Source organism: Paenibacillus puldeungensis (assembly GCF_042678945.1).
Lineage (GTDB): Bacteria > Bacillota > Bacilli > Paenibacillales > Paenibacillaceae > Fontibacillus > Fontibacillus puldeungensis.
Map to the genome: position 1 here is coordinate 546,764 of NZ_JBHTLM010000001.1, position 24,132 is coordinate 570,895.

Consider the following 24,132-nt stretch of genomic DNA (forward strand, 5'->3'; position numbering starts at 1 on the left):
AAATACCGGTTTCTTAAAGGGGCGGCATCATGAAAAAGAAAAAAATATTAGGCAATGTCGGGACGTTTTTTCTTTTCGGCGGACCTTCGATCTTTGCTTTCGCCGCCGTGGTCATCATTCCATTCTTTGTCGGGTTATATCTGACATTTACGAACTGGGATGTTCGAACGGCAAACAGTGAGTTAATCGGATTTGCGAATTACTTTGAAGTGTTTAACGACAAAGTATTTTGGGGCCAGTTGTGGTTTACACTCAAATATGTGTTCTTTACGGTATTGATCGCCAATGGGGTGGCGTTCTTCATTGCGCTGGCATTGACCGCCGGAGCAAAGGGGGAGCAATGGCTGCGAACGGGCTTCTTTACGCCGAATCTGATCGGCGGGATCGTCCTTGGTTACTTGTGGCAAACGTTATTCTCACAAGTGCTCCCCTATCTTGGTAGCAAATATGGATGGTCGTTGTTCGCATCGTCCTGGCTGACGGAAACAAATACCGCGTTTTGGGCGCTCGTCATCGCGACGTCCTGGCAGTTGATCGGCTATCTAATGATCATCTATATCGCTGGATTTTCCGGCGTACCGAACGATGTGTTGGAAGCCGCAAGCATCGACGGAGCTGACAGATCTTCGATCATTCGAAAGATCATTTTGCCGCTTTCCATACCGGCTACCGTCATTTGCATTTTCATCTCCATATCGCGTTCATTCCTGACATACGATATCAACTTGGCTTTAACCAAGGGAGGACCTTTTAACTCCACCGAGCTTGCAACTTACCATATCGTGCAAAAAGCCTTTTTGTCGAACCAGTACGGGATAGGTCAGGCGGAAGCTGTGGTCTTGTTCGCAGTAGTAGCGCTCATCGCGCTTACGCAATCTTACCTGCTCAAGAAACTGGAGGTGGAATCGTAATGAATGCCCGACCTGTCACAACGGCGGTAAAAACAGCGCTTCTTTACTTATTACTTATTGTCTTTCTGACTCCGTTCCTGATGATTGTCATGAACTCATTCAAATCGACCCAACAGTTTGTTGAAAATCCGTTATCTTTGCCTACAAGCTTTCATTTTGGAAATTACGAGAGCGCGTATGAAAAAATGGATTTCGTGCACGGCTTTATGAATTCCTTGATCATTACCGTCGTTGCGGTAGCTATCATTCTAATTTTTTCGGCGATGACGGGGTATTTGTTCGTACGTTTCAAATGGAAGGTAAACTCGATCATTTTCTTCGTGATGTTGGCTTCCTTGACCCTGCCGTTTCAGGTACTGATGATTCCGCTTGTAATGCTGTATGGAAATATGGATATGCTGGACTCGAAAATTACTCTATTATTTATGTATTTGGGGTTCGGCGTCCCGTTCGGGGTATTTACGTTTCATGGTTTCATCAAAGGCGTTCCCTTCGAATTGGAGGAATCGGCTTTCATCGAGGGAAGCTCGAGATTGCGGACTTTCTTCCAGATCGTGCTGCCTTTGCTAAAGCCCGTATTCGTAACGCTCATCGTATTGGATGTGCTCTGGATCTGGAACGACTACCTGCTGCCCAGTTTAGTTTTGCTGTCTCCGGAGCACAAAACGTTGCCATTATCGACGTACAATTTTTTCTCGTCCTATTCTGTGGACTTTGCGCCACTTATGGCCGGACTGATCATGACCATTATTCCGGTATTAGTGCTGTACTTGTTCCTTCAGAAACAAATCATCAAAGGAATCACGGAAGGGGCCCTCAAGTAACCCTTTGGCAATGTTTGGCTGAAAAAGCTGATTAAAACGGGTATAATTGTGTTAAAAAACGGCAAGGTGGTATTTCATGCCTAGAATTGAAGATGTGGCAGAAAAAGCCGGGGTTTCCGTAACCACGGTCTCCCGTGTATTGAACAACCGGGGATATATCAGCGAGAAGACGCGTAATAAAGTATATCAGGTGATGAAAGAGCTGAACTATCAACCCAATGAAATGGCGCGTGCCTTGTTTCGGAGAAAATCGAACATGATCGGATTGATTATTCCAGCGGTATCTCATCCTTTTTTTAGCGAACTGGCTTATTATCTGGAGTATTATGCCGATCAACAAGGATACAAGCTGCTGCTCTGCAACTCGAACCGAAATATAGCCAAAGAGCGTAAATATATCGAAATGCTCAAGAAAAATCAAGTTGATGCGATCATTATGGGCAGCTCGGTATTGGATATCGAGCATTATCAAAATTTGGATTTGCCGATCGTCTCCTTTGACCGAACCGTGGCTGAAAACATTCCGATTGTTACTTCGGATAATCTCATGGGGGGAAAACTTGCCACGAGATTGTTGATCGAAAAGGGCTGCAAACATCCTGCATATATTTATCGTGGAATCGGCGGACCGCATCATCGGGCCTTGTTGGCTAGTGCGAGGGCACAAGGGTATGACGAGGAGTTGGCTGTTGCCGGCATAGAGCCGATACACCTGCAATTGGACATAAGCGACGATGATCAGCCCGGCAACCCTAGCGAAGTTGTTCATTTCCTGGCCGAGCACCCGGAAATCGACGGCGTATTCGCCAGCAGCGACGTCATTGCTGCCGAGGTCATTCAGGCCTGTCATCAGTTAAACAAAAATATTCCGAAAGATATAAAAATCATCGGATACGACGACGTTAAAATCGCATCTCTGGTTTCGCCTCAGCTGACCACTATAAGGCAGCCGATTCGCGAAATGGGGGAATGCACCATCGAATTAGTCGTTAAGCAGCTAGAGGGGGGAGAAGTACCCCAAATCAATTCCTTCCCAGTCGCTTTGATTGAGCGTGAAACGACTTGAGAAGGCGCAGCTCATATCGGTCATAACACCTGGTATGAATTAGTATAAAAATGAACAGACGAAGCCGCAACTTACGTCAGCGCGGCTTTTATGTCATTCGATATGTCAACCGGTTGATATAAAAATGGATTAGGAAAGGAAGAATCAATGACAGTCACGAGCTCATTAAAGCGAAGTATTCCGGAGCAGCAAGGCGTTTCCTCTTCCGGTATCTTGTCTTTCCTGGAGGAGATCGAGCAGCGAGAGCTTGAGCTTCACGGCTTCATGCTTTTACGGCACGGTCATGTCCTGGCCGAAGGTTGGTGGAAACCGTTTCGCCCGGAAATTCCCCATGCCCTCTATTCTCTAACCAAAAGCTTTACGTCGATCGCGGCGGGTTTTGCTGTGGAGGAGGGTTTACTCTCGTTGGATCAGCGTGTGTTGGCGTATTTTCCAGAGTTGGATATCCCTGCGATACGCGAAAACATAGGAGATATGAAAATAAAGCATTTATTGACGATGACGACCGGGCATGAAGAAGATACGGCGAGATTCGGAGCCACACCGGACTTTCTCCAGCACATAACGAAAGCGCGGGTCGGCGACAGAAGCGACCTGGACTATGTCAGAGGGTTTATGGAACTTCCCGTTACGAGGGCTCCCGGCACCTTTTTCCTCTATAACAGCGGGGCGAGCCATGTGTTGGGTTCGATCATAGAACGCATTACGGGAAGTCGGTTAGCCGATTATTTGCAGACTCGCTTGTTTGAACCTTTGGGCATCGCACCGCCGATGTGGGAGCAGGCCCCTCATGGAGGGAATACGGGGGGATGGGGACTTAAGCTAAGCACTCAAGACATAGCTAAGTTTGGTCAGTTCCTTTTGAATAAAGGTGTATGGAACGGGCAAAGGCTGATCTCCTCCGACTGGATTGAACAAGCCAGCTTGCATCAGGTTGATAATAAACCGATCGAAACTGAAGCAGGACAACCGGTGAATATAGACTGGGTCCAGGGTTATGGATACCAGCTTTGGAGATGCCGTCATAACGCCTATCGGGGAGACGGGGCGTTTGGCCAATATTGCATCGTCATGCCTGACCAAGATGCCGTTATCGCGATAAACGGTGGGTTGCAAGATATGCAAGGGGTTATGGATGCGGTATGGAAAAACCTGCTGCCTTCCATGAATGAACCTTGTCCTGCGTATGATTCGGCCAAACATGACCGGTTAATCGATAAGCTGGCTTCTTTGGAGATCGGAAAACAAAGCCATGTGGAGAGTTTGCCGTGGACAACATCCAAGAAAAGCTTTCGAATTCAAGAAAATGAACAGGGCTTGCAAAACGTCTCGTTTACGTTTACAGGAAACCAATGCATTTTTGATTGGTTGGACAACCAAGGCGAGCATCAACTTATTGCGGGAGTTGACGAATGGAACGCGTTTAACCTGCTGGGTGGAAAAAAAGTAACGGTCAAAGGCGTTTGGCTGGATCGAACTCGTTTTGTCCTCTACACCTACCAGATCGATTCGCCGCATCATGATCGCCTCGTCTTCTATTTTCAAGGGAACACGGTAAACATTCAACATGAGCATTTAAGCTTCGTCCCCCTGAAACACGAATTTATCGGCGTTGAGGAGAAATGAGAGATGAATATGAACTTCATTAGTAGGGTAAATCAGGAATTGAAACAGGGGCTGACGTTGTCGCCGCCTTTTCATTTACCCGAGGATTTGATGCAAGCGCGAACGATTCCTCCCATTAGTACAACAAGATCCGAACGGGTGCGAATTACGGATCGATATATCGTTGGAGCTGGCGGACAAGACATGTTATTACGGGTGTATGAGCCGATCAATAGGGACGGGGAAGTGCTGCCGGCGCTTCTATGGTCCCATGGTGGGGGATATGTATTAGGTTATCCTGGCGTTGATGACGGGGTATGCCAAAGCTTTGTGGAGGCAGCGGGCTGCGTCGTCTTTTCCCCGGATTATCGTCTGGCTCCGGAACATCCTTTTCCAGCGGGGATCGAGGACTGCTATGCGGCGTTGGTTTGGATTGCCGAAAATGCAGCCGAACTCCATATCGACATCAATCGGATCGCGATCGGCGGTCCCAGCGCCGGAGGAGGACTGACGGCCGCATTGGCACTTCTGGCCCGAGACCGCAGCGGTCCTGCAATCTGTTTTCAAATGCCGCTTTATCCGATGATCGATGATCGCAATATCACTCCATCCAGCCATGAAATCACCAATCCCGCTGTCTGGAACAGAGCCAATAACCTGGCGGCTTGGAAAATGTATTTGGGCGAGCATGCGAACGGCGAAATATCTCCCTATGCGGCGCCAAGCCGGGCCCAAAGCCTGGCCGGGCTCCCTCCGACATACACTTGCGTAGGTCAGCTTGATCCGTTCCGGGATGAGACGATCGAATACGTCGCCCGGCTTGCACGGGACGGTGTTGACGTGGAATTTTCGTTGTACCCGGGAGCTTATCACGGGTTCGAGCACACGGTTCCCGACGCGGAAATCAGCCGGTGCGCCAAAGATGGGTATTTTAATGCAATAGCAAGGGCCTTTCGGCGTTGACCAACATATCAAGGGGGAAATTGGATGATTTATCTCGATGAGAGATTCACATTTGAGGATACGTCGAACGATCTCTTGACGGTCGGCGAGTTGCTGGTGGACATGATATCCAATGAGTACGGTGATGGATTGCAGAGCGATGGGTACACCCGTTTTTTTGGCGGTTCCCCCTCCAACATTGCAATTAATGTGAACAAGCTGGGAATTCGGGCCCAAATCTCTTCGGCCGTAGGAGAAGACGGATTGGGAACGTTTTTAATGAATCGGTTAAAAGCTGCGGGCATGAGCACGGAGGGAATCCAGCGGGTTGATGCCTCAACGAGCCTGGTCGTGTTAACCAAAAGCCAGGCTTCGCCTATCCCCATTTTTTACCGGGATGCGGATTTTCGATTGACCTTCGATGCCAATCTGGAACGTGCCCTGAAAAATTCCAAGGTCGTTCACTTCTCATGCTGGCCAATTTCGCAGGAGCCTTCCCGGCACACCATCGAAAGAGTGATTGAAGAAGCAAAAAATCGCGGTCTATTGATTGGGTTCGATCCGAACTATCATCGGATGATATGGCAGCCTGGCGAAAATGGAGCGGAGTTCGTCAAATCGATGATATCCAGAGTGGATATCGTCAAACCTTCGGAGGATGATGCCGAGCGCTTATTTGGAAAAGATGAGCCGTTTAATCAAGTCAAAAAGTTTTTAGATTTAGGAGCAAAGTTGGTCATTATGACCTTGGGCAAACAGGGGGCCATCGTCTCCAACGGATACGAGACGGTTACTTTTCAGTCGCTCGCCACAGAGGTCGTCGATACTACCGGGGCCGGCGATGCGTTTTGGTCCGGATTCTACGCGGCCTTGATCCAAGGATATACGGTCAGGGAAGCGTTGAATTTGGGGTTTGCCGTCAGCGCCTACAAGTTGAGATATACGGGCGCCGTGGTAGATTTGCCGAAGCTTGAATCCATCAAGGAACAGTTCGGATTATAGGAGGATAAACATGGCGCTAAAAAATAAGGTTCAATTAATCACGTATCCCGATTCCATGGGCGGAAACCTGAAAACGTTAAATGAAATGCTGTTAAAGCATTTCGCCGATATTTTTACGGGTGGTGTTCATATTCTGCCCCCCTTTCCTTCGTCCGGGGATCGCGGGTTCGCGCCGCTCACCTATCTGGAGATCGAACCGAGCTTCGGGACGTGGGAGGACATTCGCGCCATCGGCGACAATTTTGATGTCCTCGTCGATTTAATGGTAAATCACATTTCCAAGCAGTCGCCGTATTTTCAGGACTTTCTGACCAAGGGCCGGGCTTCCGAGCATGCTGATTTGTTTCTGACGCTGGATAAAGTGTGGGAAGACGGGGAGCCGGTTCAAGAGGACATCGACAAAATGTTTTTGCGCCGCGCTTTGCCATATTCAACCTTCAACATCGGCGGCAAGGAAGAGAAGGTGTGGACGACGTTTGGCAAGACGGACCCTTCAGAGCAAATCGACCTGGATATTCATTCACCGAAGACGCAGCGACTTTTGCGCTCGTTCTTTGAAAATTTTAAAAAGCAAAACGTTAAAATCGTTAGGCTGGACGCTGTCGGATATGTCATCAAGAAGCTGGGTACAAGCTGCTTTTTCGTGGAGCCGGAAATCTATGAGTTCCTTGACGGGATTAAAGAGTTGGCTGATTCGCTCGACATAGAACTGCTGCCGGAAGTCCATGCGCATTATTCCACGCAATTTAAGCTGGCGGAACATGGCTTTTGGATATACGATTTTATTTTGCCATATCGCATCCTCGAAGCGCTCGTCACGAAAGATGCCTCAGAACTGCGAGCTTATCTGAAGGTTCGGCCGCATAAACAATTCACCATGTTGGATTGTCATGACGGGATTCCCGTTAAGCCGGATCTCGACGACCTCATTGACTCCGAATCGGCACGCAGGTTGGTTGATGTTTGCGTGGAAAGAGGGGCCAATCTCAGCCTGATCTTGTCCGACGAACATAAGGCCGAGGATGGCTTTGACGTCCACCAAATACGCTGCACCTATTACAGCGCGCTGGGTGAAGATGACGACGCATACCTCGCTGCGCGAGCGATTCAGCTCTTTACCCCTGGAATTCCTCAGGTATACTATACAGGCTTGCTTGCTGGAGCGAACGATACGGATCGCGTGAAGTTGACGGGAGAAGGGCGAGAGATCAACCGGCACAACTATACGATAGAGGAAATTGATCGTGCGTTGGAGAAGAAAGTCGTGCAAAGACTTTTGAAGCTGATTCGTTTTCGCAATACTTACGCAGCCTTTGATGGAGAGTTTCGCGTACTGGAGTCGCCGGGGAGTGGAATTCAGCTCGTTTGGAGCAAGGACGATACGCGTTGCCTGCTCAAGGTGAATTTGAATACGAGCGAATCGGTTATCGAATACGTCGACGCAGACGGCCGTTTGGTAGATTACCGAATTTGAGTTTATTGAAGACGAAGGAGGAGTAAAATCGTGGCAATGTTGCATATCCAGTTTTTTTCACAATGCATGAAAAGAGAAATTTCGCTGAGTGCGCTGATTCCTTTGGACACTCTGCCGATTCCAGGTGAACCTGTGGTAGAGGAAGTCCGTCCTTTGAAGGCGTTGTATCTGCTGCACGGATATTCCGGCAGTCATACGGACTGGATTCATTTTTCCCGAATTCGGGAACTGTCCGACAAATATAAAATCGCCGTATTTATGCCCTCTGGGGAGAACAACTTTTACCTGGACGATGAGGATAAAGGTCAGCTTTACGGGGAATTCTTGGGTAAGGAACTGGTTGATTTTACTCGCTCGATGTTTCCATTGTCCACGAACCGTGAAGATACCATTATAGGTGGACTCTCTATGGGAGGGTACGGAGCGATTAGGAACGGGTTGAAATATGCCGGCCAATTTGGTCGGATCATAGCCTTGTCGTCGGCGCTTATTACTTACAACATAGCTGGTCTGGCCCCAGGCTATCAGGATCTCATCGCCGATTACAATTACTATAAGAGAGTTTTCGGCGATCTGGACCGGCTTCTTGGAAGCGACAGAGATCCGGAAGCGCTGGCCAAGCAACTGAAGGAAACGGGCTCCTCCTTCCCGAGCATCTACATGGCTTGCGGGACCGATGATTTTTTGCTTGACGTAAACCAGAAGTTCCATGATTATTTAATCCAGGAGGACATTCCTCATTTTTATAAAGAGAGTGCAGGAACACACGACTGGAATTTTTGGAATGAATATATAGGGCCTGCCATCGAGTGGGCTATCACCGATGCAAAATCGACCAACTGAACTCAGTTTCTGCTATAATAATCTGCCCCTGATGAGACCATGCGGCATTTGCCCAGGTACGCTTTCATCAGGGGCGTCTCATATTCGGACCATAGCCAAATAAAGGAAGAGGACACTTGATGAAATCCCGAGGATTGTTTACTAGAAAGAGCATCGTGTTCAAATTATTCGTTCAATTAACGATCATCTTGGCTATTTTGTTTTCAGTTTTGCTACTCAGCAACATTTATTCGCTGGAAGTGGTTCGAACCCAATCCCTTAGTAACTCGCAAAATACGCTGGAAATATACGTCGAGAATATACGCAGCAAGCTAAACCTCTATTCTAAAGACCTTACCGAGGTTTTCGAAAACAATATCGACGCAGCCATGGAATACGACCACCTAAGCGAGAGCAGCCGATATTTTAGAGAAATGCAGTTGCTGGATGCCATAAGAGCCAAAATGTCCAGCAGCGACTCCAGTGACGGGGTGTTCATCAAATTACCTGAAGGCGCAGTTACGCTTGTCCAATTTGGAAACCGGTTCCATTGGAAGGATAAGCTGAATATCGAGGACTTTTTGCACAGGCATGTTTTTCTCCCCGATCCGAGCCTAACCATCGATGAATGGACGGATTTCGAGGTTCAAGGGGCACATTATTTGTTCCGTTTTATTACCTATGGGAATGTCAGTTTTGGAACGTTTGTCAAAGCCGATTCCCTATTAGCTATCGCCAGCAGGGAAGGGCATGAACTAGGTCCTTATATACTTAGTACCCGGGAAGGTGGCGTTCTTGCTTCGACGGATCCGAGTCTGTTGGAAAAATCATCATCGTTCCGAGATTTGCGGGAACGCTATAAGAAAAGCCACCTGTTCATTTCGGAACCGATTGCCGAATTTGGTGGAATCACTAAAATGATGGCTAAACAAAGCATCTTCTCCGGGCTAAAGCTGATTCAATGGTTCATTATTTCTTTGGCCGTTATCTCGATTGTGGCGATTCCGCTGGTGTTGAAGTTTTTGGCGAGGGATATTTTGCAGCCGGTACTGGAATTGGTGAAAGCAGCGAAAGAAGTTGAGAAGGGGAGAGTGGATTTCCCGGAACCCTCTGAACATTATTCCGTCGAGTTTATGAAGCTGTTTCATTCATTCGATTCTATGGTTCACGAAATTACGGATTTGAAAATCCACACATACGAGGAAAAAATCGAGCGGAGCCGCATGGAATTGAAATACCTGCAAATGCAGATCAGGCCCCACTTTTTTCTCAATGCGATATCCACGATTAACAGTTTGACGTACCAAAACAAAAATGAGGAAATCCGGAAACTGATTCAATTCTTATCCAGGCACTTGAGGTACATGTTTAAGGAGGGGCTCGTCCTCGTTCCGCTCGAAGAAGAAATGAAACACGTGGCCAATTACGTGAGTATGCAGGAAATCCGCTACCCGGACCAGATCTTTTACATGACGGATATCGATTTCTCCACAACGCGTATCCATATCCCTCAATTTATGATACAAACCTTTGTCGAAAACATATTTAAGCATGCTTTGACTTACGGCGATATGCTTTCCATCTTTATCCGTACCGGTCTGGAAAAAAGGGAGGACAAGCTGTTCCTCAAAGTAGTGATTGAGGATAACGGCGGTGGCTTTCCGCCTGCCGTCCTGCAGGCCGCCGAGCTTTCGAGCATGGAGCCGATCGAAGCAAGCGGTCATGTCGGTATTGCGAATATCCGCCGCACGCTTCAATTGCTGTATAAGCGCGAGGACTTGCTGAAACTATCTAACGCGGAGCCGCTGGGAGCCAAGGTAGAGCTTTGGGTTCCGATCCAGGCCGAACAAGGAAATGATATCTTAAAGGGGTGAAATGATGCGCTGCTTACTGATCGATGACGATGTACCTACTGTCGAGGTTCTTCGTGATATCGTTCGCTGGAACGATTACGGCATCTCACAGGTGGTGGCAGCATACAACATTTTGGAGGCCAAAACCTGCTTTGATGACGGCGCGCCCGATCTAATAATTTGCGATATCGAGATGCCCCGAGGATCGGGTATAGAAATGATTCAATGGGTGCGGGAGCAAGGGTACGACTGTGCTTTTATTTTTTTTACGTGCCATGAGAGCTTCGAATTCGCATCGACCGCCTTAACGTATAATGCGGATTCCTATTTGATCAAACCGCTCGACGAGCGCAAGCTGGAGGAAGCACTGCTTCGTTCGGTCGAGGCGCTCAAGCGAAGAAGAACGCTCGGAGAATACAGCAAACACGGGTTGACCTGGTTAAGAAACAAAGATTTGGTGGAGAAAAGCTTCTGGAGCGACGTATTGACCTCTACTCTCTCGACGCGGCCGGATCTTATCCAGGAAGAAATACTCAGAAGGGACTTGCCTTTCTCCGCGAATCAAAAATTTACTTTGGTTCTTATCAGCGTCGCGGCATCCGAAATCGATGAACACTGGAATGCCAGTGTATTTTACTACGCCTTGTCCAATCTGGGCTCGGAGGTTATGTTCGATCGGCCTAATCCAGACCGTGTAATCCCCTATAAACAGAATAATCAGATTTACCATGCGATTATCATCGACGGCGGAACGGATGCACAAAAACTGAAAGCAAACGGCGAGCGGCTCGTCCGGCTGTGCAGACAATATCTGAAATGCGTGGCCACCTGCTACATTAGCGAAGAGAAGAACATTTCAGAATTGGCACAGTGCAAAGCGGAACTGGAACAAACGAACATGTCAAATCTGATCTTCAGGGGAATAGTACATTTTCAAAACGACCGATTCCAATACGATACGACGGAGACTTATGCGCTCGATACCCAACTGTATACGATGCTTTTTGCCCAGAAAGACAAATTGCAAATTGTAAATCGTCTGAAGAATACGCTGGAGCGGCTTGCCGCTCAAAACAAACTGGATGCGGTTACGCTGCATTTAGTACGCGAAGATTTTCTCCAAGTGGTTTATGCATTTCTGGCTCAAAACAATATTCAGGCCCACCGGCTGTTCTCCGATGATGTCGCAGAACGTTTACTCCAAAGGTCCGATCACAGTGTTTTCGATTTCATGAAGTGGGCGCATCTCATTACAGAAAAAACGATTGAAACCCTCAAGGAAACGCTGCAATCTGAAGGTGTTGTCGAGCGGGCGAAACGGTTTATCCACGAAAATTATCATTGGGATATGAGCCGCGATGACGTGGCGGCCAGCGTTTTTTTGACGCCGGATTATTTGTCCAAAACCTTCAAAAACGAAACGGGGATGTCGATCATCGAATATTTGAATGCACATCGAATCGAAATGGCCAAGCGCATGCTGGTGGAACGACCGGTGAGCATCGGGGCGGTCGCGACGGAAACCGGCTTCGATAACCTTTCGTATTTCTCCACGGTGTTTAAAAAGCTGACGGGAGAGACTCCAAACGCCTATCGCGCAAAGCATAAGCCGGATCATTGAGAAGCTCAGGCAACTGAGCTTTTTTTTGAAAAAAGATGTCGGATTATTTAAAGAGAGGCTTCGTTCAAAACGATAAACTAAACACGAAGACAAATACGAATGGGGGAACGAAGCAAATATGAAGAGAAAAAAGGGAATTATTTTGTTGTTGTCCGTCATGCTGTGCAGTTCGATTTTAGCGGCTTGCGGCAAAGATTCGGGCGAGACCAAGGCAAACTCGGGCGATGCCACGAGCGCCAAAGTGGAGAAAATCGTGTTCGCCATGCCATCCTTTAACCGAATTCCCGATGATATGAAGCGGATTACGGATGCCATCAATAAGATCACGATTCCTAAGATCGGCGTAGAGATCGATTACAAATTGTACGGTCCGGTCGATTACGCTCAGAAGGTAAATCTGGCGCTGCAGAGCGGCGAGCAGATGGATTTGTTCACAACGCTCGGGCAATTTACCAGCTACGTATCCAAGAATCAACTTTATCCGCTGGAGGAATTGCTCCCCAAATACGGGAAAGAATTGACCGCCACTCTGGATAAGGACTTCGGCCCGGACATGCTGAAGGCGACCACCATGAACGGCCATATTTACGGCATCCCTGTTAATAAGGGCATGTCGATCCCCACGAATTTCGTTTACAACGCTGACATGCTGAAAGAAGCAGGGTTTACCGCAGACGATATCCGCACGGCCGACGATTTGCCGGCGATCTTAGAAGCGGTTAAGCAAAAGCACCCGGATGTGGTTCCATTCGGCCCGATCAATGTTAATCCCAGCGATACCTCGCTCCTGTTGCTGTTAAAAGGCTCGCATCAAGTCGACTTTTTGTCAGACACCACCGGGATCGGCGTCGTTATCGGCGACGAGGGCAAAGTGCGCAACTTCTACGATACCGACGTGTTCAAAGACGGCGCCAAGATGATGAGAGATTGGTTCAATAAAGGCTATCTGGAGAAGGATGCGGCCACTACTTCAATCGCAGCTTCTGACATGATCACTTCCGGACGCGGCTTTTCCTTCATGGGCGGATACAGCGGTTTGGAAGCAGCTAAGGCATTAAGCGCCCAGACGGGAAAAAATCTGGAGATGAAGCGGATAGCTCCTTACTATTTTGAAACCGGGGCAGTGAATATGGTCAGCTGGATGGTATCGAGCACGTCGAAGGCTCCTGAAGCGGCAGTGAAATTTTTGAACCTGCTGTACACCGATCAGAAGTTGATCAACACAATCCTCTATGGGATCGAAGGCGAAGATTATGTAAAAGTCGACGAGCATCACGTGAAATATCCGGAAGGCAAGGATGCGAACACCGTCGCTTACACGGCTATGCTCAGTACCGGCATCGTCGGCTCCGAATCGTTGCAATATCAATTGGAAGGCGTCAATTGGTCTGACGTGGAATTGAAGCTGAAGGAAAACAAAGAGACACAGAAATCCCCGTATTTCGGCTTTATTTTTGATCCAAGCAAGGTGAAAACGCAGATGAGTGCCGTCACAAACGTCGTCAATCAGTATTTGCCAGGACTCATGTGCGGCGTACTCGATCCCGACACGACTATTCCGAAGTTTGTGAAGGCCTTGAATGATGCAGGTGCCGAGGATATTATCCGCAGCAAGCAGGAGCAGCTCGATCAATGGATCGCCGCTCAGAATAACGGAAAATAAAACCGATTTTAAGGGAGAAAACCGCTATGATGATCAAGAAATCCAGGGGGCTAAAAAAGACACTTCCGCTTCTGATTTTAGCCGCTCCAGGGCTGCTATATTTTATCTTGAACAGCTACATTCCCATGGCCGGTGTATTCATTGCCTTTAAAAACATCGATTATGCCAAGGGCATTTTCCGAAGCGATTGGATCGGGTTCGACAATTTCAAGTTTCTGTTTCAGACCTCCGATGCTTGGACTATGACCAGAAACACTTTATTGTACAACGTTGCTTTCATCGTGCTTGGAACTATACTTTCAATTTTCATTGCCATTATGATGTCGGAACTGCTCAGCAAAGCTTACTCCAAGCTGTTTCAGTCGGGGCTTGTGCTGCCGAATCTGATTTCGATGGTTGTACTGTCTTACCTGGTTTTCGCATTCCTGAATGCGGATAGCGGATTCATTAACCATTCCATCCTTCGCCCGCTAGGCCTTTCGGAGATCAATTGGTATTCTGAGCCGAAGTATTGGCCTTTCCTGCTCGTTATCATTCAAATGTGGAAGTCGGCGGGCTATGGATCCATCGTGTATATCGCATTTATCGCAGGGATTGACAAGAGCGTTTATGAAGCCGCGAAAATCGACGGCGCCGGCAAGCTTAAACAGATTTGGACCATCACCCTGCCGCTTCTAAAGCCTACCGTCGTCATTCTTACCTTGATGTCGATCGGTCGGATCTTCAATTCGGACTTCGGTTTGTTCTATCAGGTTCCGATGAACGCAGGGGCTTTATACAGTACGACGCAAACGATTGACACCTATGTGTACCGTGCGCTCATGCAGGTCAATGACATTGGGATGTCTGCCGCTGCCGGGTTGTACCAATCGCTGGTCGGTTTCGTCTTGGTCATGCTGGCGAATGCGATCGTTAAACGGATAAACGCGGAAAACGCGTTGTTTTAGGAGGAAACGCCATGATTCAAACGAAAGGCGAAAGAATTTTCACTGGGTTTTCTGCAGTCGTAATGGTGCTGCTTACGGTATTTGCTTTTGTACCCTTCATCTTGATCCTGGTCGCTTCATTTACGGATGAATCGGCGTTGATTCGGGACGGGTACAGCTTTTTTCCGGATAAACTGAGTCTGGATGCTTATGCTTATATGGTATCCTCGGCTTCGACTTTCCTTAGGTCGTACGGCGTGTCTTTTCTCGTTACGATCCTCGGAACGGCTGGTGGGCTCCTGATCTCGAGCATGCTGGCATACCCGATGTCCAGGAAAGATTTCAAATATCGCAACGCATTAGCATTTATCGTTTTCTTTACGATGCTGTTTAGTGGAGGAATCGTCCCTTCTTATATCATGTGGACCAAATATCTGCATATCAAGGATACGCTGGCGGCCCTCATCGTCCCCAATTTGTTGACTAACGGTTTTTATGTGCTGTTGATACGCAATTACTACCAAAATAACGTGCCTGCCGAATTGACCGAAGCTGCTCAAATTGACGGGGCGTCCGAGATGCGGACTTTTTTCCGAATTATGCTGCCTTTATCCGTCCCGGTCATGGCCACCGTCGGGTTGTTCATGGGACTGGCTTATTGGAACGATTGGATCAATGCGCTTTATTTTATTACGAAGCCGGAATATTACGGTATTCAAAATATGCTGATCCGTTTGATGAACAATATTCAGTTTCTGAAATCCGGTCAGGCGAGCAGTGTGCTTGGGGCGGGTACGGTTGAGCTTCCGAGCACAGCCATCCGCATGGCCATGGCGGTGATCGGTATACTGCCGATCGTGATCGTGCTGCCGTTCCTGCAGAAGTATTTGACTAAAGGAGTCGTCATCGGCGCCGTTAAAGGATAAAGCAGAAAGGAGACTATGCCCATGAAAGTACAGGAAGTCATTAATCGAATTCTGGAAGATTCCTGCGGTGATAAACGTGTCGAAAACACTTTCGACCGGTTGGCGTCGGGCGACCCGAACCAGGAAGTAACGGGGATCATAACGAGCTTTATGGCGACTGTTGACGTCATTAGGGAGGCGATTGCGCTTGGGGCGAACCTGATTATTACGCACGAACCCACCTATTTTACCGGTAACGACGAACTCGAGTGGCTTCGGCAGGACCCGGTTTATCTCGCCAAGAAGAAGCTGATCGACGATCACGGCATCGCCATATGGCGTTATCATGATCATATGCACATGGCTGAAACAGATCGGATATATGACGGGCTTATTCAACAACTCGGATGGAAAGACCGACTTGCTGAGGAGAGTAAGCCTTGGGTTTATGTTATAGACCGGACAACGGTCGAAGAATTGGCGGATTTCCTGAAGCGGAAATTGTCTATCGACGTGCTTCAACTGGTGGGCCGCCCGGAAATGCCGTGCTCTCGCATCGGGGTTTTGGTCGGCGGCGGGAGCCTGGGACTTGGAAGAGAGCAGATGCCGATGGAACTGATGCGGGATCAGGATCTGGACGTCATGATCTGCGGTGAGATTCTGGAATGGACGCTGTGCGCCTACGTCAATGACGCCGCGATGCTGGGGATGAACAAGTCGATGCTGGTCGTTGGACATGAGCGCAGCGAGGAATGGGGGATGAAGCACATGGCGGATTGGCTGCAGCCGCTTGTGAGCGGCATTCCGGTCGCGTTTGTTGATGCGAAGGAGCCTTTCCGATATTTGTAGGATCTCCCATCGAAAAAAGAGACGCGTCAAGGCCAGCCAGGTACCTGGCTGCCTTTTTTTCAGCGTGCACTACGAATGATTGGCGACTGACTATTAGAACTGAATGTCTGTTGTGTGGCCAGGTAGTGGTCACCAAGAGCAACCATCACAACAGCCGCGTATACATGGTTTCGTATATGAGTTCATCTCATTTGCCGCTCATTTGGAGCGGGCCGTGCGAATCTAATTGTATTTAGTACAACTAGATTTGCGTTATCGCGAGGAACAGGCAAGCTAAATGCAAAAAGTACATTTAAATGGGCACCGTAGGCCGGTAAACTTACTTTGAGCTTCGTTTAGGTGTACAAAATGCAACTAAAATAGAAAAAATGGGGATTTTGAGCAAAATAGCTGCACTTTTTGCAATTAGATGCCGTGTTTCACAAAATAACCGATACAATAGCCTAGTACACTGGCAAAAATAATACTATAGAATGCTAGTTCAAGTATCTTCGTCCATACAGGAGCAGTTTGTCGATCACTTATGTATCTCATCCTAAAATCACCTCACTGTGATCAGTATGAATTAATGTAATAATATCCCACAAATGAGAATTTATCATCTTGTTCAATGTCTATTTGTTGTAAGTTTCCAAACTTCCTAAAGATAAGCCGTCTTTTTGTCGAAATTATTAATATAGAGCAAACCATTGTCGTTTGACGAAGGGGGGTATACTTGATGGACAAAATGATGGTACATAAACTGTTAGATGAAGTGACGAGCGAACTGCTCTCCCAAAACAAAGAAGCTTTAGAAGGAGAGGGGATTTTAGCGGCTAATGTAGAATTGGCTGTTCGGTTGTCGGCGATTACGACGATCAAGATCCTCGAAAAGCTGGAGCTTGTTGAAAAGGGCTGAAAACAACCACAAGTACCTATAATTCACCTAACCAATCTACAGCAATTTTGATAGCTGCCCTTCTGATATATGCCTTGGGGGTGGCTTTTTTCTTTTTGAGCGCATGTTGCTGCTGTTATGCTTTCTATATTCTATATTCCGTGTTTCTGATAGAGTATTGGGCATAATCTCGTTATATGTGGCTCATGGAAGATAGCCTTATTTAAGGGAGCCCTATCGATCGTCCAAACGGCACAAATCTTTCTCTCATACTTTATCCTATATTAATATTCAGGAGGGGATTTTGTGCCGCGAGTTTCAGTTATTATGCCTGTTTATAACAATGCGAAATTTGTTCAGGGGGCCATCCACAGCATTTTAGTGCAAACGTATACGGATTTTGAGTTGATTGTGATAGACGATGGTTCTACGGACGGTTCAGCCTATCTTATTTCACAAATAGCGGATCCTAGAGTTAAAAAAGTTTATCATCCCGAAAACAGAGGTTTGGTGTCCTCGCTTAACGAGGGCTTGAGTATGGCCACCGGCGAGTATATCGCCCGAATGGACAGCGATGATCTGTCCACCCCAGATCGGCTAGGCATACAAGTAACGTTTATGGACCAAAATCCGTCTATAGAGCTTAGCGGCGCAGCCTTTACGACCTCTATCGGAGGTAGACCTAAGGTGAACCCGATCCATCACGATGAAATCAGAACCTGGCTTCTGTTCCACTGCTGCATTTGTCACCCGACTGTTATTATGCGCAATAGTATGGTTCAACGTCTTGGCGTCCGTTTTGACAACAACTACCCCCATGCGGAAGATTACGAGCTTTGGAATCGCCTTGCTCCGCAGATTCAAACAGCGAACCTTCCCATCAATTTGTTGTACTATCGCTTGCACAGCGGTCAGGTGTCAAATAGATTCAAAGCAATTCAGAATGATTCCGCTCGCAAGGTTCGGCAAAGACAATTTTCACAGCTAGGCTTGCAGCTTTCGGATCAGGAGAATCAAATGATGCTTGATTTCATGGAGTTCAAAATCAATGCCGGGGATTATAATAATTATGCAAGAGCCCTTGGATTTGCAAATTGGGTTCTTGAACAGAACCGAAAATATCAAGTATACAATCAAGAGATGCTGAACTTAGCTTTTTCCAGATGCATATCAAATCTGCCCTATTAACTTAACGGCTAATGGTTAGTAGCGGGTACTATTTAGTTCTATGAGGAGGCGTTTGCATGCGCTGCATTACGATCCGGCAGCCTTGGGCAACCTTGATAGCGATCCAAGAGAAAAGGTTTGAAACGCGGGGATGGGTGACCCGTTATCGCGGGGAGCTCGCGATTCATGCCGGGAAACAGCTCGATAAGGCGATTTGCCAAAAGGAGCCGATTCGTTCAATACTAGCAGCCTATGGTTTGACAATTGATGGTCTACCGACAGGTGCGTTTGTGGCAGTTTGCAGGCTTGTGGCATGCCAACCGGTGCTGGAAAACGATGGAGAGACTGCGATTTTAGGCCACAGTGAAAGAATCATAACCGGTCAGGAATATGGTTTCGGTGATTTTGCTACAGGGCGATTTGCCTGGGAATTGACGGAAATTCGCAAGCTTCAGGAGCCGGTTCCAGCCATAGGAAAGCAGGGTTTATGGAACTGGGATGGAAAATTGCTGCTATAAAAAAACGTTACAAATCTAAGAAGTGCCCGTAGAAGAATAGCTTCTGCGGGCCCCCACTTTTTAGACTACACTCTAATATCAAGATTTTTTCCGAGATTAGGATGAACTGAACTTTTTTCCACCATTTGAACGAGATTTTGACCTTGTGTTTCAGCTTGGTTCTTCGCCATGCTTAGAACCTGTATTCCCACGGCCTGGGAAAGCGCTGCTTGACTCATAGATGTAGATGCTGCTGCGATATCCATCTTGTCACCACCTCCTAACCGTTCTATCGGCATTTATAGACATATTTATAAATTGGGCCATAATTATCGCACCGGTTAAAACATCCAGTTTATTTGTAAGCAGTCATAATTTAAAGTTATTATTACATAAATCTATTCTCACTTTGATAGAACAGAGGCACAGCATGAAACGGCGCTATGACAATCCCAAAACTTACTATATTTCTGTGAATGAAAAATACAATTTCAGCCATATCGTAGCTCTTCTGTGGATGTTATTTTCCATAGTGCTGTCGATTCCTTGGCTAAACGACTTTGCCCGTTATATTTCATGGCCTGCGGCGGTCCTGATTATCTCGGGGATTTCGTATATTCCCGGCTATATGAACGCCTTTATGGTATCCAGCCTTCTGCTCGACCGGCAGCCTCCACTAATGCAGAGCAACCCCAAGCTGCCGATTACCGTGCTAATTGCTTGCCACAATGAGGAGAAAAGCATTCATACTACGTTGTCGTATGTTGTTAAGCAGGAGTATGAAGGCCGAATTGAAGTGATCGTTATCGACAATAATTCATCTGATCGAACGGCTGAAGCTGCAAAAGCTGCGGGAGAGGAACTCGGTATCGATCTGCGAGTGGTTGAAGAGAAGACGCCAGGGAAAAATCATGCTCTCAACCGGGCTCTAAGCCTGGTGAACACAGAGCTGATGATTACGCTCGATGCCGACACGCTGCTTCACAAATGGGCGCTTAAGCACATTGTTTCCCGCATGGCCTCAGCTCCGCCGGAGGTTTGCGCCGTTGCCGGAGCGGTGCTCGTCCGCAACAGCCGCAATAATTTTTTTGCCAAGGTTCAGGAATGGGATTATTTCCTCGGCATCGCCAGCATTAAACGGCTGCAGGGTATGTTCCAGGGAACCCTGGTCGCGCAAGGCGCTTTCTCTCTCTACAAAACGGAGGCAGTACGCGCTGTAAACGGATGGCCGGATGCGATCGGCGAGGACATCGTCTTAACTTGGAACTTCCTCGCTAAAGGATGGAAGGTTTATTTCGAACCGCTGGCAGTTGCTTTTACGGACGTACCCGAATCTTTTCGACATCTGGTCCGACAACGGAGCCGCTGGGCCCGAGGTATGATCGAGGCGCTGAAAATCGTCAAGCCGTGGCAGCAGCCCTCTAAATATACGAAATATTTGACCGGCTGCAATTTGCTTATGCCTTATCTGGACGTGGTATATACGTTTTGTTGGCTCCCAGGACTTGTTCTCGCGTTCTTCGGTATATTTTGGATCGTCGGACCGACGACGTTGTTCGTTCTGCCGCTTACCTTTGCACAAAACTATATTTTGTACCGATTTCAGAAGCAGGTGTTCCGAACGCTTAACCTGCGTATCCGCAAGAATCTTAGAGGCTTCTTCGCTTATGTCCTGGTCTATCAAATGATTATGAGCCCGGTTTCCGTGTATGGCTATATTCAGGAGGTATTGCAACGGAAGCGGGTGTGGAAGTAAGAAGAATGAAGAAAAGCCCTCTCAAGCTCTCGTTTAATTCACGAAGAGTTGGAGAGGGCTTCTTTTTTTTCGGTAGAGCCTGATTCTAAGAAAAGCTACATGAAGAATAAATTTTTAAAAAACTATTGCAATGTGAAATAAAATTTCAATATGATAGAGGGGAAAGAAAAATAAAATCGTGTCCTGTTATAACGTATAAATTTGGTCGGGACCTGAAGGGAGATGGATGAACTCGGCGTGGTGACTTGGGTGTTTGCTTTAGCAGCAAGACGAAGCCTACCAATCATGGGAAAAGGAGTGAATTGATGAATGACAGTGACAACGGTACGCCATCGTACTGGAAGTAAGTCAAGCCTATGTTTCGTATTAGCACTAACTCTCCTGCTCGGTTCGGCTTTTTCAGGGTGGGGCAGCCAGGCAGCAAAGGTATACGCTGATTCAAACTCTGCTGATGCTTTCGTCGTAGAAGACTTCGAAGCCACGAACAATCTGGCGGCAACTGCGGTCCGAGGAAAAGCAAATCTGGACCTGGCGGGGAGGCCGGATACGATCTTTTCCGGGTATCATGCAGCTAAATTATCCTATGACTTTACCGGAAGCGAATCAGGCACTTCGGCTGCCTATCTGAACTTCAAAGACCCGGACGGAACCGTTGGACGAAGCGTGCCGGGTTCGCCGAAAGCCTTCGGTTTATGGGTATACGGCGACGGCGGCAACCACTGGCTTCGGGCACAGTTGCAGGACGGCTCAGGTGCAAAGCAAACGGTAGACCTTACCGGAACGTCGGGCTTCAGCTGGAAAGGCTGGAAGTACATCAAAATTGCTGTTCCCTCTACGATCCAGACTCCTCTGAAAATCAATCAAATTTACATCGCAGAACTGAAAGATACGAATAAAAATAGCGGGACGGTTTACTTTGACAAGCTGACCGCCTTTTACACGGATTCACAAATTTATGGTCTCGAGATGGGCGGTTTGACACCAATGGGTGTTGGAGAAACGACTCAGCCCCAAATTTTTGCAACTTATGAGAATCAAACAGAGCCGATCCAGATACCCTCTGGCGTAAAATTGACAAGCAGCGACGAAAGAATCGCCACGGTGACGGGGGTGACCTATGACACCATTCAATCGGTAGCGCCGGGGACGGTGACGATTACGGCTGAGTATAATGATGCGCCGAAGGTCCATTACGAGCTAAAGATTACGTCTGATGTCCCGGTTGCTAGCCAGCTCCTTGTTGCCGGCCCGGTTCATTTGGAAACGAGCGAAGCCGGTAAGATGAGGACTAATGTGGTCTATCCCGGTTCAGGTCAAGGCGCATTAAGCGACCCTATCCTTGTAACGGATGGAGTCAGCTATGTCAGCGATCAGCCGAATATGGTCTCGGTAGATCAGGCGGGTAGCATAAAGGCCCTCTCTAAAGGGACGGCAACGATAAATGTGCAGTACCGCGGAATCTCCGCGCAGCATACCGTAACGGTAACGGACCCGGTACCGGTGTTGCAAAGCATTCAGCTTAAAGGGCTGTCCTCGGTCACGATCGGTGACCGCTTTGAAACGGTCGTTTCCGCCACCTATTCCTGGATGGAACAGCCTGTAACGATTACGGAAGGCGTGACTTACATCAGTAGCAATCCGGAGGTCGCTTCAGTGGATAGTAAGGGGGGTGTCACCGGTTTGAAGGTAGGTTCATCCAGAATTACGGCATCTTATCAAGGAAAAACAAGCTCCATTTACATCACAGTAAACGAACCGGCGCAGTATCCGAAGGCCGAGATGAGAGCGGCTTGGATTGCAACCGTGGACAACATCGATTGGCCGGCCAAAGGTGTGACCGATCCGGAGCAGCAGAAGCAGCAGTTTATAGAGTTGCTGGATCAGCTAAAAGCTGCCGGAATGAACGCGGTCATCATGCAGATCAAGCCGACGGCAGATGCCTTCTACCCGTCGAAGTATGGTCCTTGGTCCGAGTGGCTGACGGGCGTGCAAGGAAAGGATCCGGGCTACGATCCGCTGGCATTCCTGCTTCAGGAAACCCATAAGCGCAACATGGAGTTCCATGCTTGGTTCAACCCGTATCGAATCAGCATTCAAGGAGACATAGGCAAGCTGGTAGCGGATCATCCGGCCAGACAGCATCCGGAGTGGGTGGAGGCTTATGGCGGCAAACTGTACTTCAATCCGGGTATTCCGGAAGCACAGCAATTTATTATCGACGGCGTTATGGAGGTAGTCAAAAACTATGACATCGATGCCGTACACTTTGACGATTATTTTTATCCTTACCCTGTAGCGGGGGTCGACTTCCCGGATCAAGACACCTTTGAGCAGTATAAAGGAAACTTCACCAATAAGAGTGACTGGAGAAGAAATAACGTCAACGAGTTCATTCAAAAGGTAAGCGCTTCTATTAAGGAAGAGAAAAGCTATGTTAAGTTTGGGATCAGCCCGTTTGGCATCTGGAAAAATAAATCCAGCGATCCGGCTGGCTCCGAGACCAATGGGCTCGAAAGCTACAATGCCATTTTTGCCGATTCGAAAAAATGGGTGGAGGAAGGATGGATCGATTACATCACGCCGCAAATCTATTGGAATATCGGCTACTCCGCTGCCGCCTACGATAAGCTGATAGAGTGGTGGAGCAACACGGTGTCCGGCCATCCTGTTCATCTTTACAGCGGGCAGGCCGTTTACCGGATCGGTTCGAACGCAGATTGGTCGAATCCGGACGAAATGCCGAACCAGGTGAACTATAACCGGAACTTCGAGGCGGTTAAAGGCAGCATGTATTTTAGCAGCAAATGGTTTGCCGAGAACCCGCTTGGATTCACCGACCGGTTGAAAAATGACCTGTATCGTTATCCTGCTCTGGTTCCAGCGATGCCATGGATCGATTCTCAGGCTCCGGAGGCGCCTAAGAAGATGAAGGCCCACAAAGCGCCCGAAGGTGTCAGACTTAGCTGGAAGTCGTCCGGCGACGAGACCTACTATGCCATTTACCGGTTTGAAGGGCAAGATGAAGGAAGCATTCAGGAGCCGTCAAATCTGCTGGGAACGTTCCGAAAAACAGACGGCGTAACGCAGGTCTGGATCGATAAGTCAGCTGTCCGGGGCAAAACGTACACCTATGTCGTTACAGCGGTGGACCGTCTGCATAATGAGAGTGAGCCTAGCAAGTCCGTGACGATTAAGCTGAAGCTAAAGAATTAATTTATTCTTCAGGTTTCAATAATGTTCTTTTAAGGAACGGACGCTATATTAAAGATACTCCCTCTTCTTAATTGATAGATATGAAGAAACCATTCCCTTACGGGATGGTTTCTTCGGTTTTTTTCATTCGAGACGCAAGATAAACCGAAAAACGCTTAT

The 24,132-nt window shown here is 47.8% G+C and carries 20 protein-coding genes; 19 read left to right on the top strand and 1 reads right to left on the bottom strand.

What is annotated here, in order from left to right; translation table 11 throughout:
• Positions 1 to 29: 29 nt before the first annotated feature.
• The 17 genes from ACFQ3W_RS02315 (at position 30) to ACFQ3W_RS02395 (ending at position 19,025) form a co-directional block, all read left to right on the top strand.
• Entirely contained in the window at positions 30 to 911 is an 882-nt protein-coding gene (locus ACFQ3W_RS02315; RefSeq protein ID WP_379316188.1) for a carbohydrate ABC transporter permease, read from the top strand.
• Entirely contained in the window at positions 911 to 1,735 is an 825-nt protein-coding gene (locus ACFQ3W_RS02320) for a carbohydrate ABC transporter permease (protein ID WP_379316190.1), read from the top strand. Before ACFQ3W_RS02315 ends, ACFQ3W_RS02320 begins: the two co-directional genes overlap by 1 nt.
• 76 nt (positions 1,736 to 1,811) lie before the next feature.
• Positions 1,812 to 2,801: a LacI family DNA-binding transcriptional regulator gene (locus ACFQ3W_RS02325; protein WP_379316192.1), complete on the top strand. Its 990-nt coding sequence runs from the start codon at positions 1,812 to 1,814 to the stop codon at positions 2,799 to 2,801.
• A gap of 147 nt (positions 2,802 to 2,948) precedes the next feature.
• A complete protein-coding gene (locus tag ACFQ3W_RS02330; RefSeq protein WP_379316194.1) occupies positions 2,949 to 4,427 on the top strand; it encodes a serine hydrolase domain-containing protein in 1,479 nt (492 codons plus the stop codon).
• Positions 4,428 to 4,436: 9 nt separating this feature from the next.
• Positions 4,437 to 5,369: an alpha/beta hydrolase gene (locus ACFQ3W_RS02335; RefSeq protein WP_379316388.1), complete on the top strand. Its 933-nt coding sequence runs from the start codon at positions 4,437 to 4,439 to the stop codon at positions 5,367 to 5,369.
• 24 nt (positions 5,370 to 5,393) lie between these two features.
• Complete coding sequence (locus tag ACFQ3W_RS02340; protein WP_379316195.1) at positions 5,394 to 6,350, top strand: carbohydrate kinase family protein; 957 nt, start codon at positions 5,394 to 5,396, stop codon at positions 6,348 to 6,350.
• Positions 6,351 to 6,360: 10 nt separating this feature from the next.
• Positions 6,361 to 7,824, top strand: coding sequence for a sucrose phosphorylase (gene gtfA / locus ACFQ3W_RS02345; RefSeq protein WP_379316197.1), 1,464 nt, complete (start codon positions 6,361 to 6,363; stop codon positions 7,822 to 7,824).
• A gap of 36 nt (positions 7,825 to 7,860) precedes the next feature.
• A complete protein-coding gene (locus ACFQ3W_RS02350) occupies positions 7,861 to 8,667 on the top strand; it encodes an alpha/beta hydrolase (RefSeq protein ID WP_379316390.1) in 807 nt (268 codons plus the stop codon).
• A gap of 119 nt (positions 8,668 to 8,786) precedes the next feature.
• The gene (locus ACFQ3W_RS02355) at positions 8,787 to 10,520 is read left to right on the top strand and encodes a sensor histidine kinase (RefSeq protein ID WP_379316392.1); all 1,734 of its coding nucleotides are present in this window, start codon (positions 8,787 to 8,789) and stop codon (positions 10,518 to 10,520) included.
• A gap of 1 nt (position 10,521) precedes the next feature.
• Positions 10,522 to 12,120, top strand: coding sequence for a helix-turn-helix domain-containing protein (locus ACFQ3W_RS02360; protein WP_379316199.1), 1,599 nt, complete (start codon positions 10,522 to 10,524; stop codon positions 12,118 to 12,120).
• Positions 12,121 to 12,238: 118 nt separating this feature from the next.
• Positions 12,239 to 13,783 (top strand): ABC transporter substrate-binding protein, encoded by a 1,545-nt coding sequence (locus ACFQ3W_RS02365; RefSeq protein ID WP_379316201.1) that lies wholly within the window; start codon positions 12,239 to 12,241, stop codon positions 13,781 to 13,783.
• Between the two features lie 26 nt (positions 13,784 to 13,809).
• Positions 13,810 to 14,730 (top strand): ABC transporter permease, encoded by a 921-nt coding sequence (locus tag ACFQ3W_RS02370; protein ID WP_379316203.1) that lies wholly within the window; start codon positions 13,810 to 13,812, stop codon positions 14,728 to 14,730.
• Positions 14,731 to 14,741: 11 nt separating this feature from the next.
• Positions 14,742 to 15,635 carry a carbohydrate ABC transporter permease gene (locus tag ACFQ3W_RS02375; protein ID WP_379316205.1) on the top strand — a complete coding sequence of 298 codons (894 nt, stop codon included), beginning with the start codon at positions 14,742 to 14,744 and terminating at the stop codon, positions 15,633 to 15,635.
• A gap of 21 nt (positions 15,636 to 15,656) precedes the next feature.
• Positions 15,657 to 16,463 carry a Nif3-like dinuclear metal center hexameric protein gene (locus tag ACFQ3W_RS02380; protein ID WP_379316207.1) on the top strand — a complete coding sequence of 269 codons (807 nt, stop codon included), beginning with the start codon at positions 15,657 to 15,659 and terminating at the stop codon, positions 16,461 to 16,463.
• A gap of 718 nt (positions 16,464 to 17,181) precedes the next feature.
• Entirely contained in the window at positions 17,182 to 17,361 is a 180-nt protein-coding gene (locus tag ACFQ3W_RS02385) for a hypothetical protein (RefSeq protein WP_379316208.1), read from the top strand.
• Positions 17,362 to 17,646: 285 nt separating this feature from the next.
• Positions 17,647 to 18,528 carry a glycosyltransferase family 2 protein gene (locus tag ACFQ3W_RS02390; protein WP_379316210.1) on the top strand — a complete coding sequence of 294 codons (882 nt, stop codon included), beginning with the start codon at positions 17,647 to 17,649 and terminating at the stop codon, positions 18,526 to 18,528.
• A gap of 56 nt (positions 18,529 to 18,584) precedes the next feature.
• Positions 18,585 to 19,025, top strand: a complete 441-nt coding sequence (locus ACFQ3W_RS02395; protein ID WP_379316212.1) for a 2-oxoglutarate dehydrogenase E1 — start codon at positions 18,585 to 18,587, stop codon at positions 19,023 to 19,025.
• A gap of 65 nt (positions 19,026 to 19,090) precedes the next feature.
• Here the strand turns inward: ACFQ3W_RS02395 and ACFQ3W_RS02400 are convergent, their stop codons facing one another.
• Positions 19,091 to 19,270, bottom strand: coding sequence for a YjfB family protein (locus tag ACFQ3W_RS02400; protein ID WP_379316214.1), 180 nt, complete (start codon positions 19,268 to 19,270; stop codon positions 19,091 to 19,093).
• 164 nt (positions 19,271 to 19,434) lie between these two features.
• On the opposite strand from ACFQ3W_RS02400, the gene ACFQ3W_RS02405 reads away from it, so the two are divergent.
• Positions 19,435 to 20,760: a glycosyltransferase family 2 protein gene (locus tag ACFQ3W_RS02405; RefSeq protein WP_379316216.1), complete on the top strand. Its 1,326-nt coding sequence runs from the start codon at positions 19,435 to 19,437 to the stop codon at positions 20,758 to 20,760.
• Between the two features lie 309 nt (positions 20,761 to 21,069).
• Positions 21,070 to 23,973 (top strand): family 10 glycosylhydrolase, encoded by a 2,904-nt coding sequence (locus ACFQ3W_RS02410; RefSeq protein WP_379316218.1) that lies wholly within the window; start codon positions 21,070 to 21,072, stop codon positions 23,971 to 23,973.
• Positions 23,974 to 24,132: the final 159 nt, after the last annotated feature.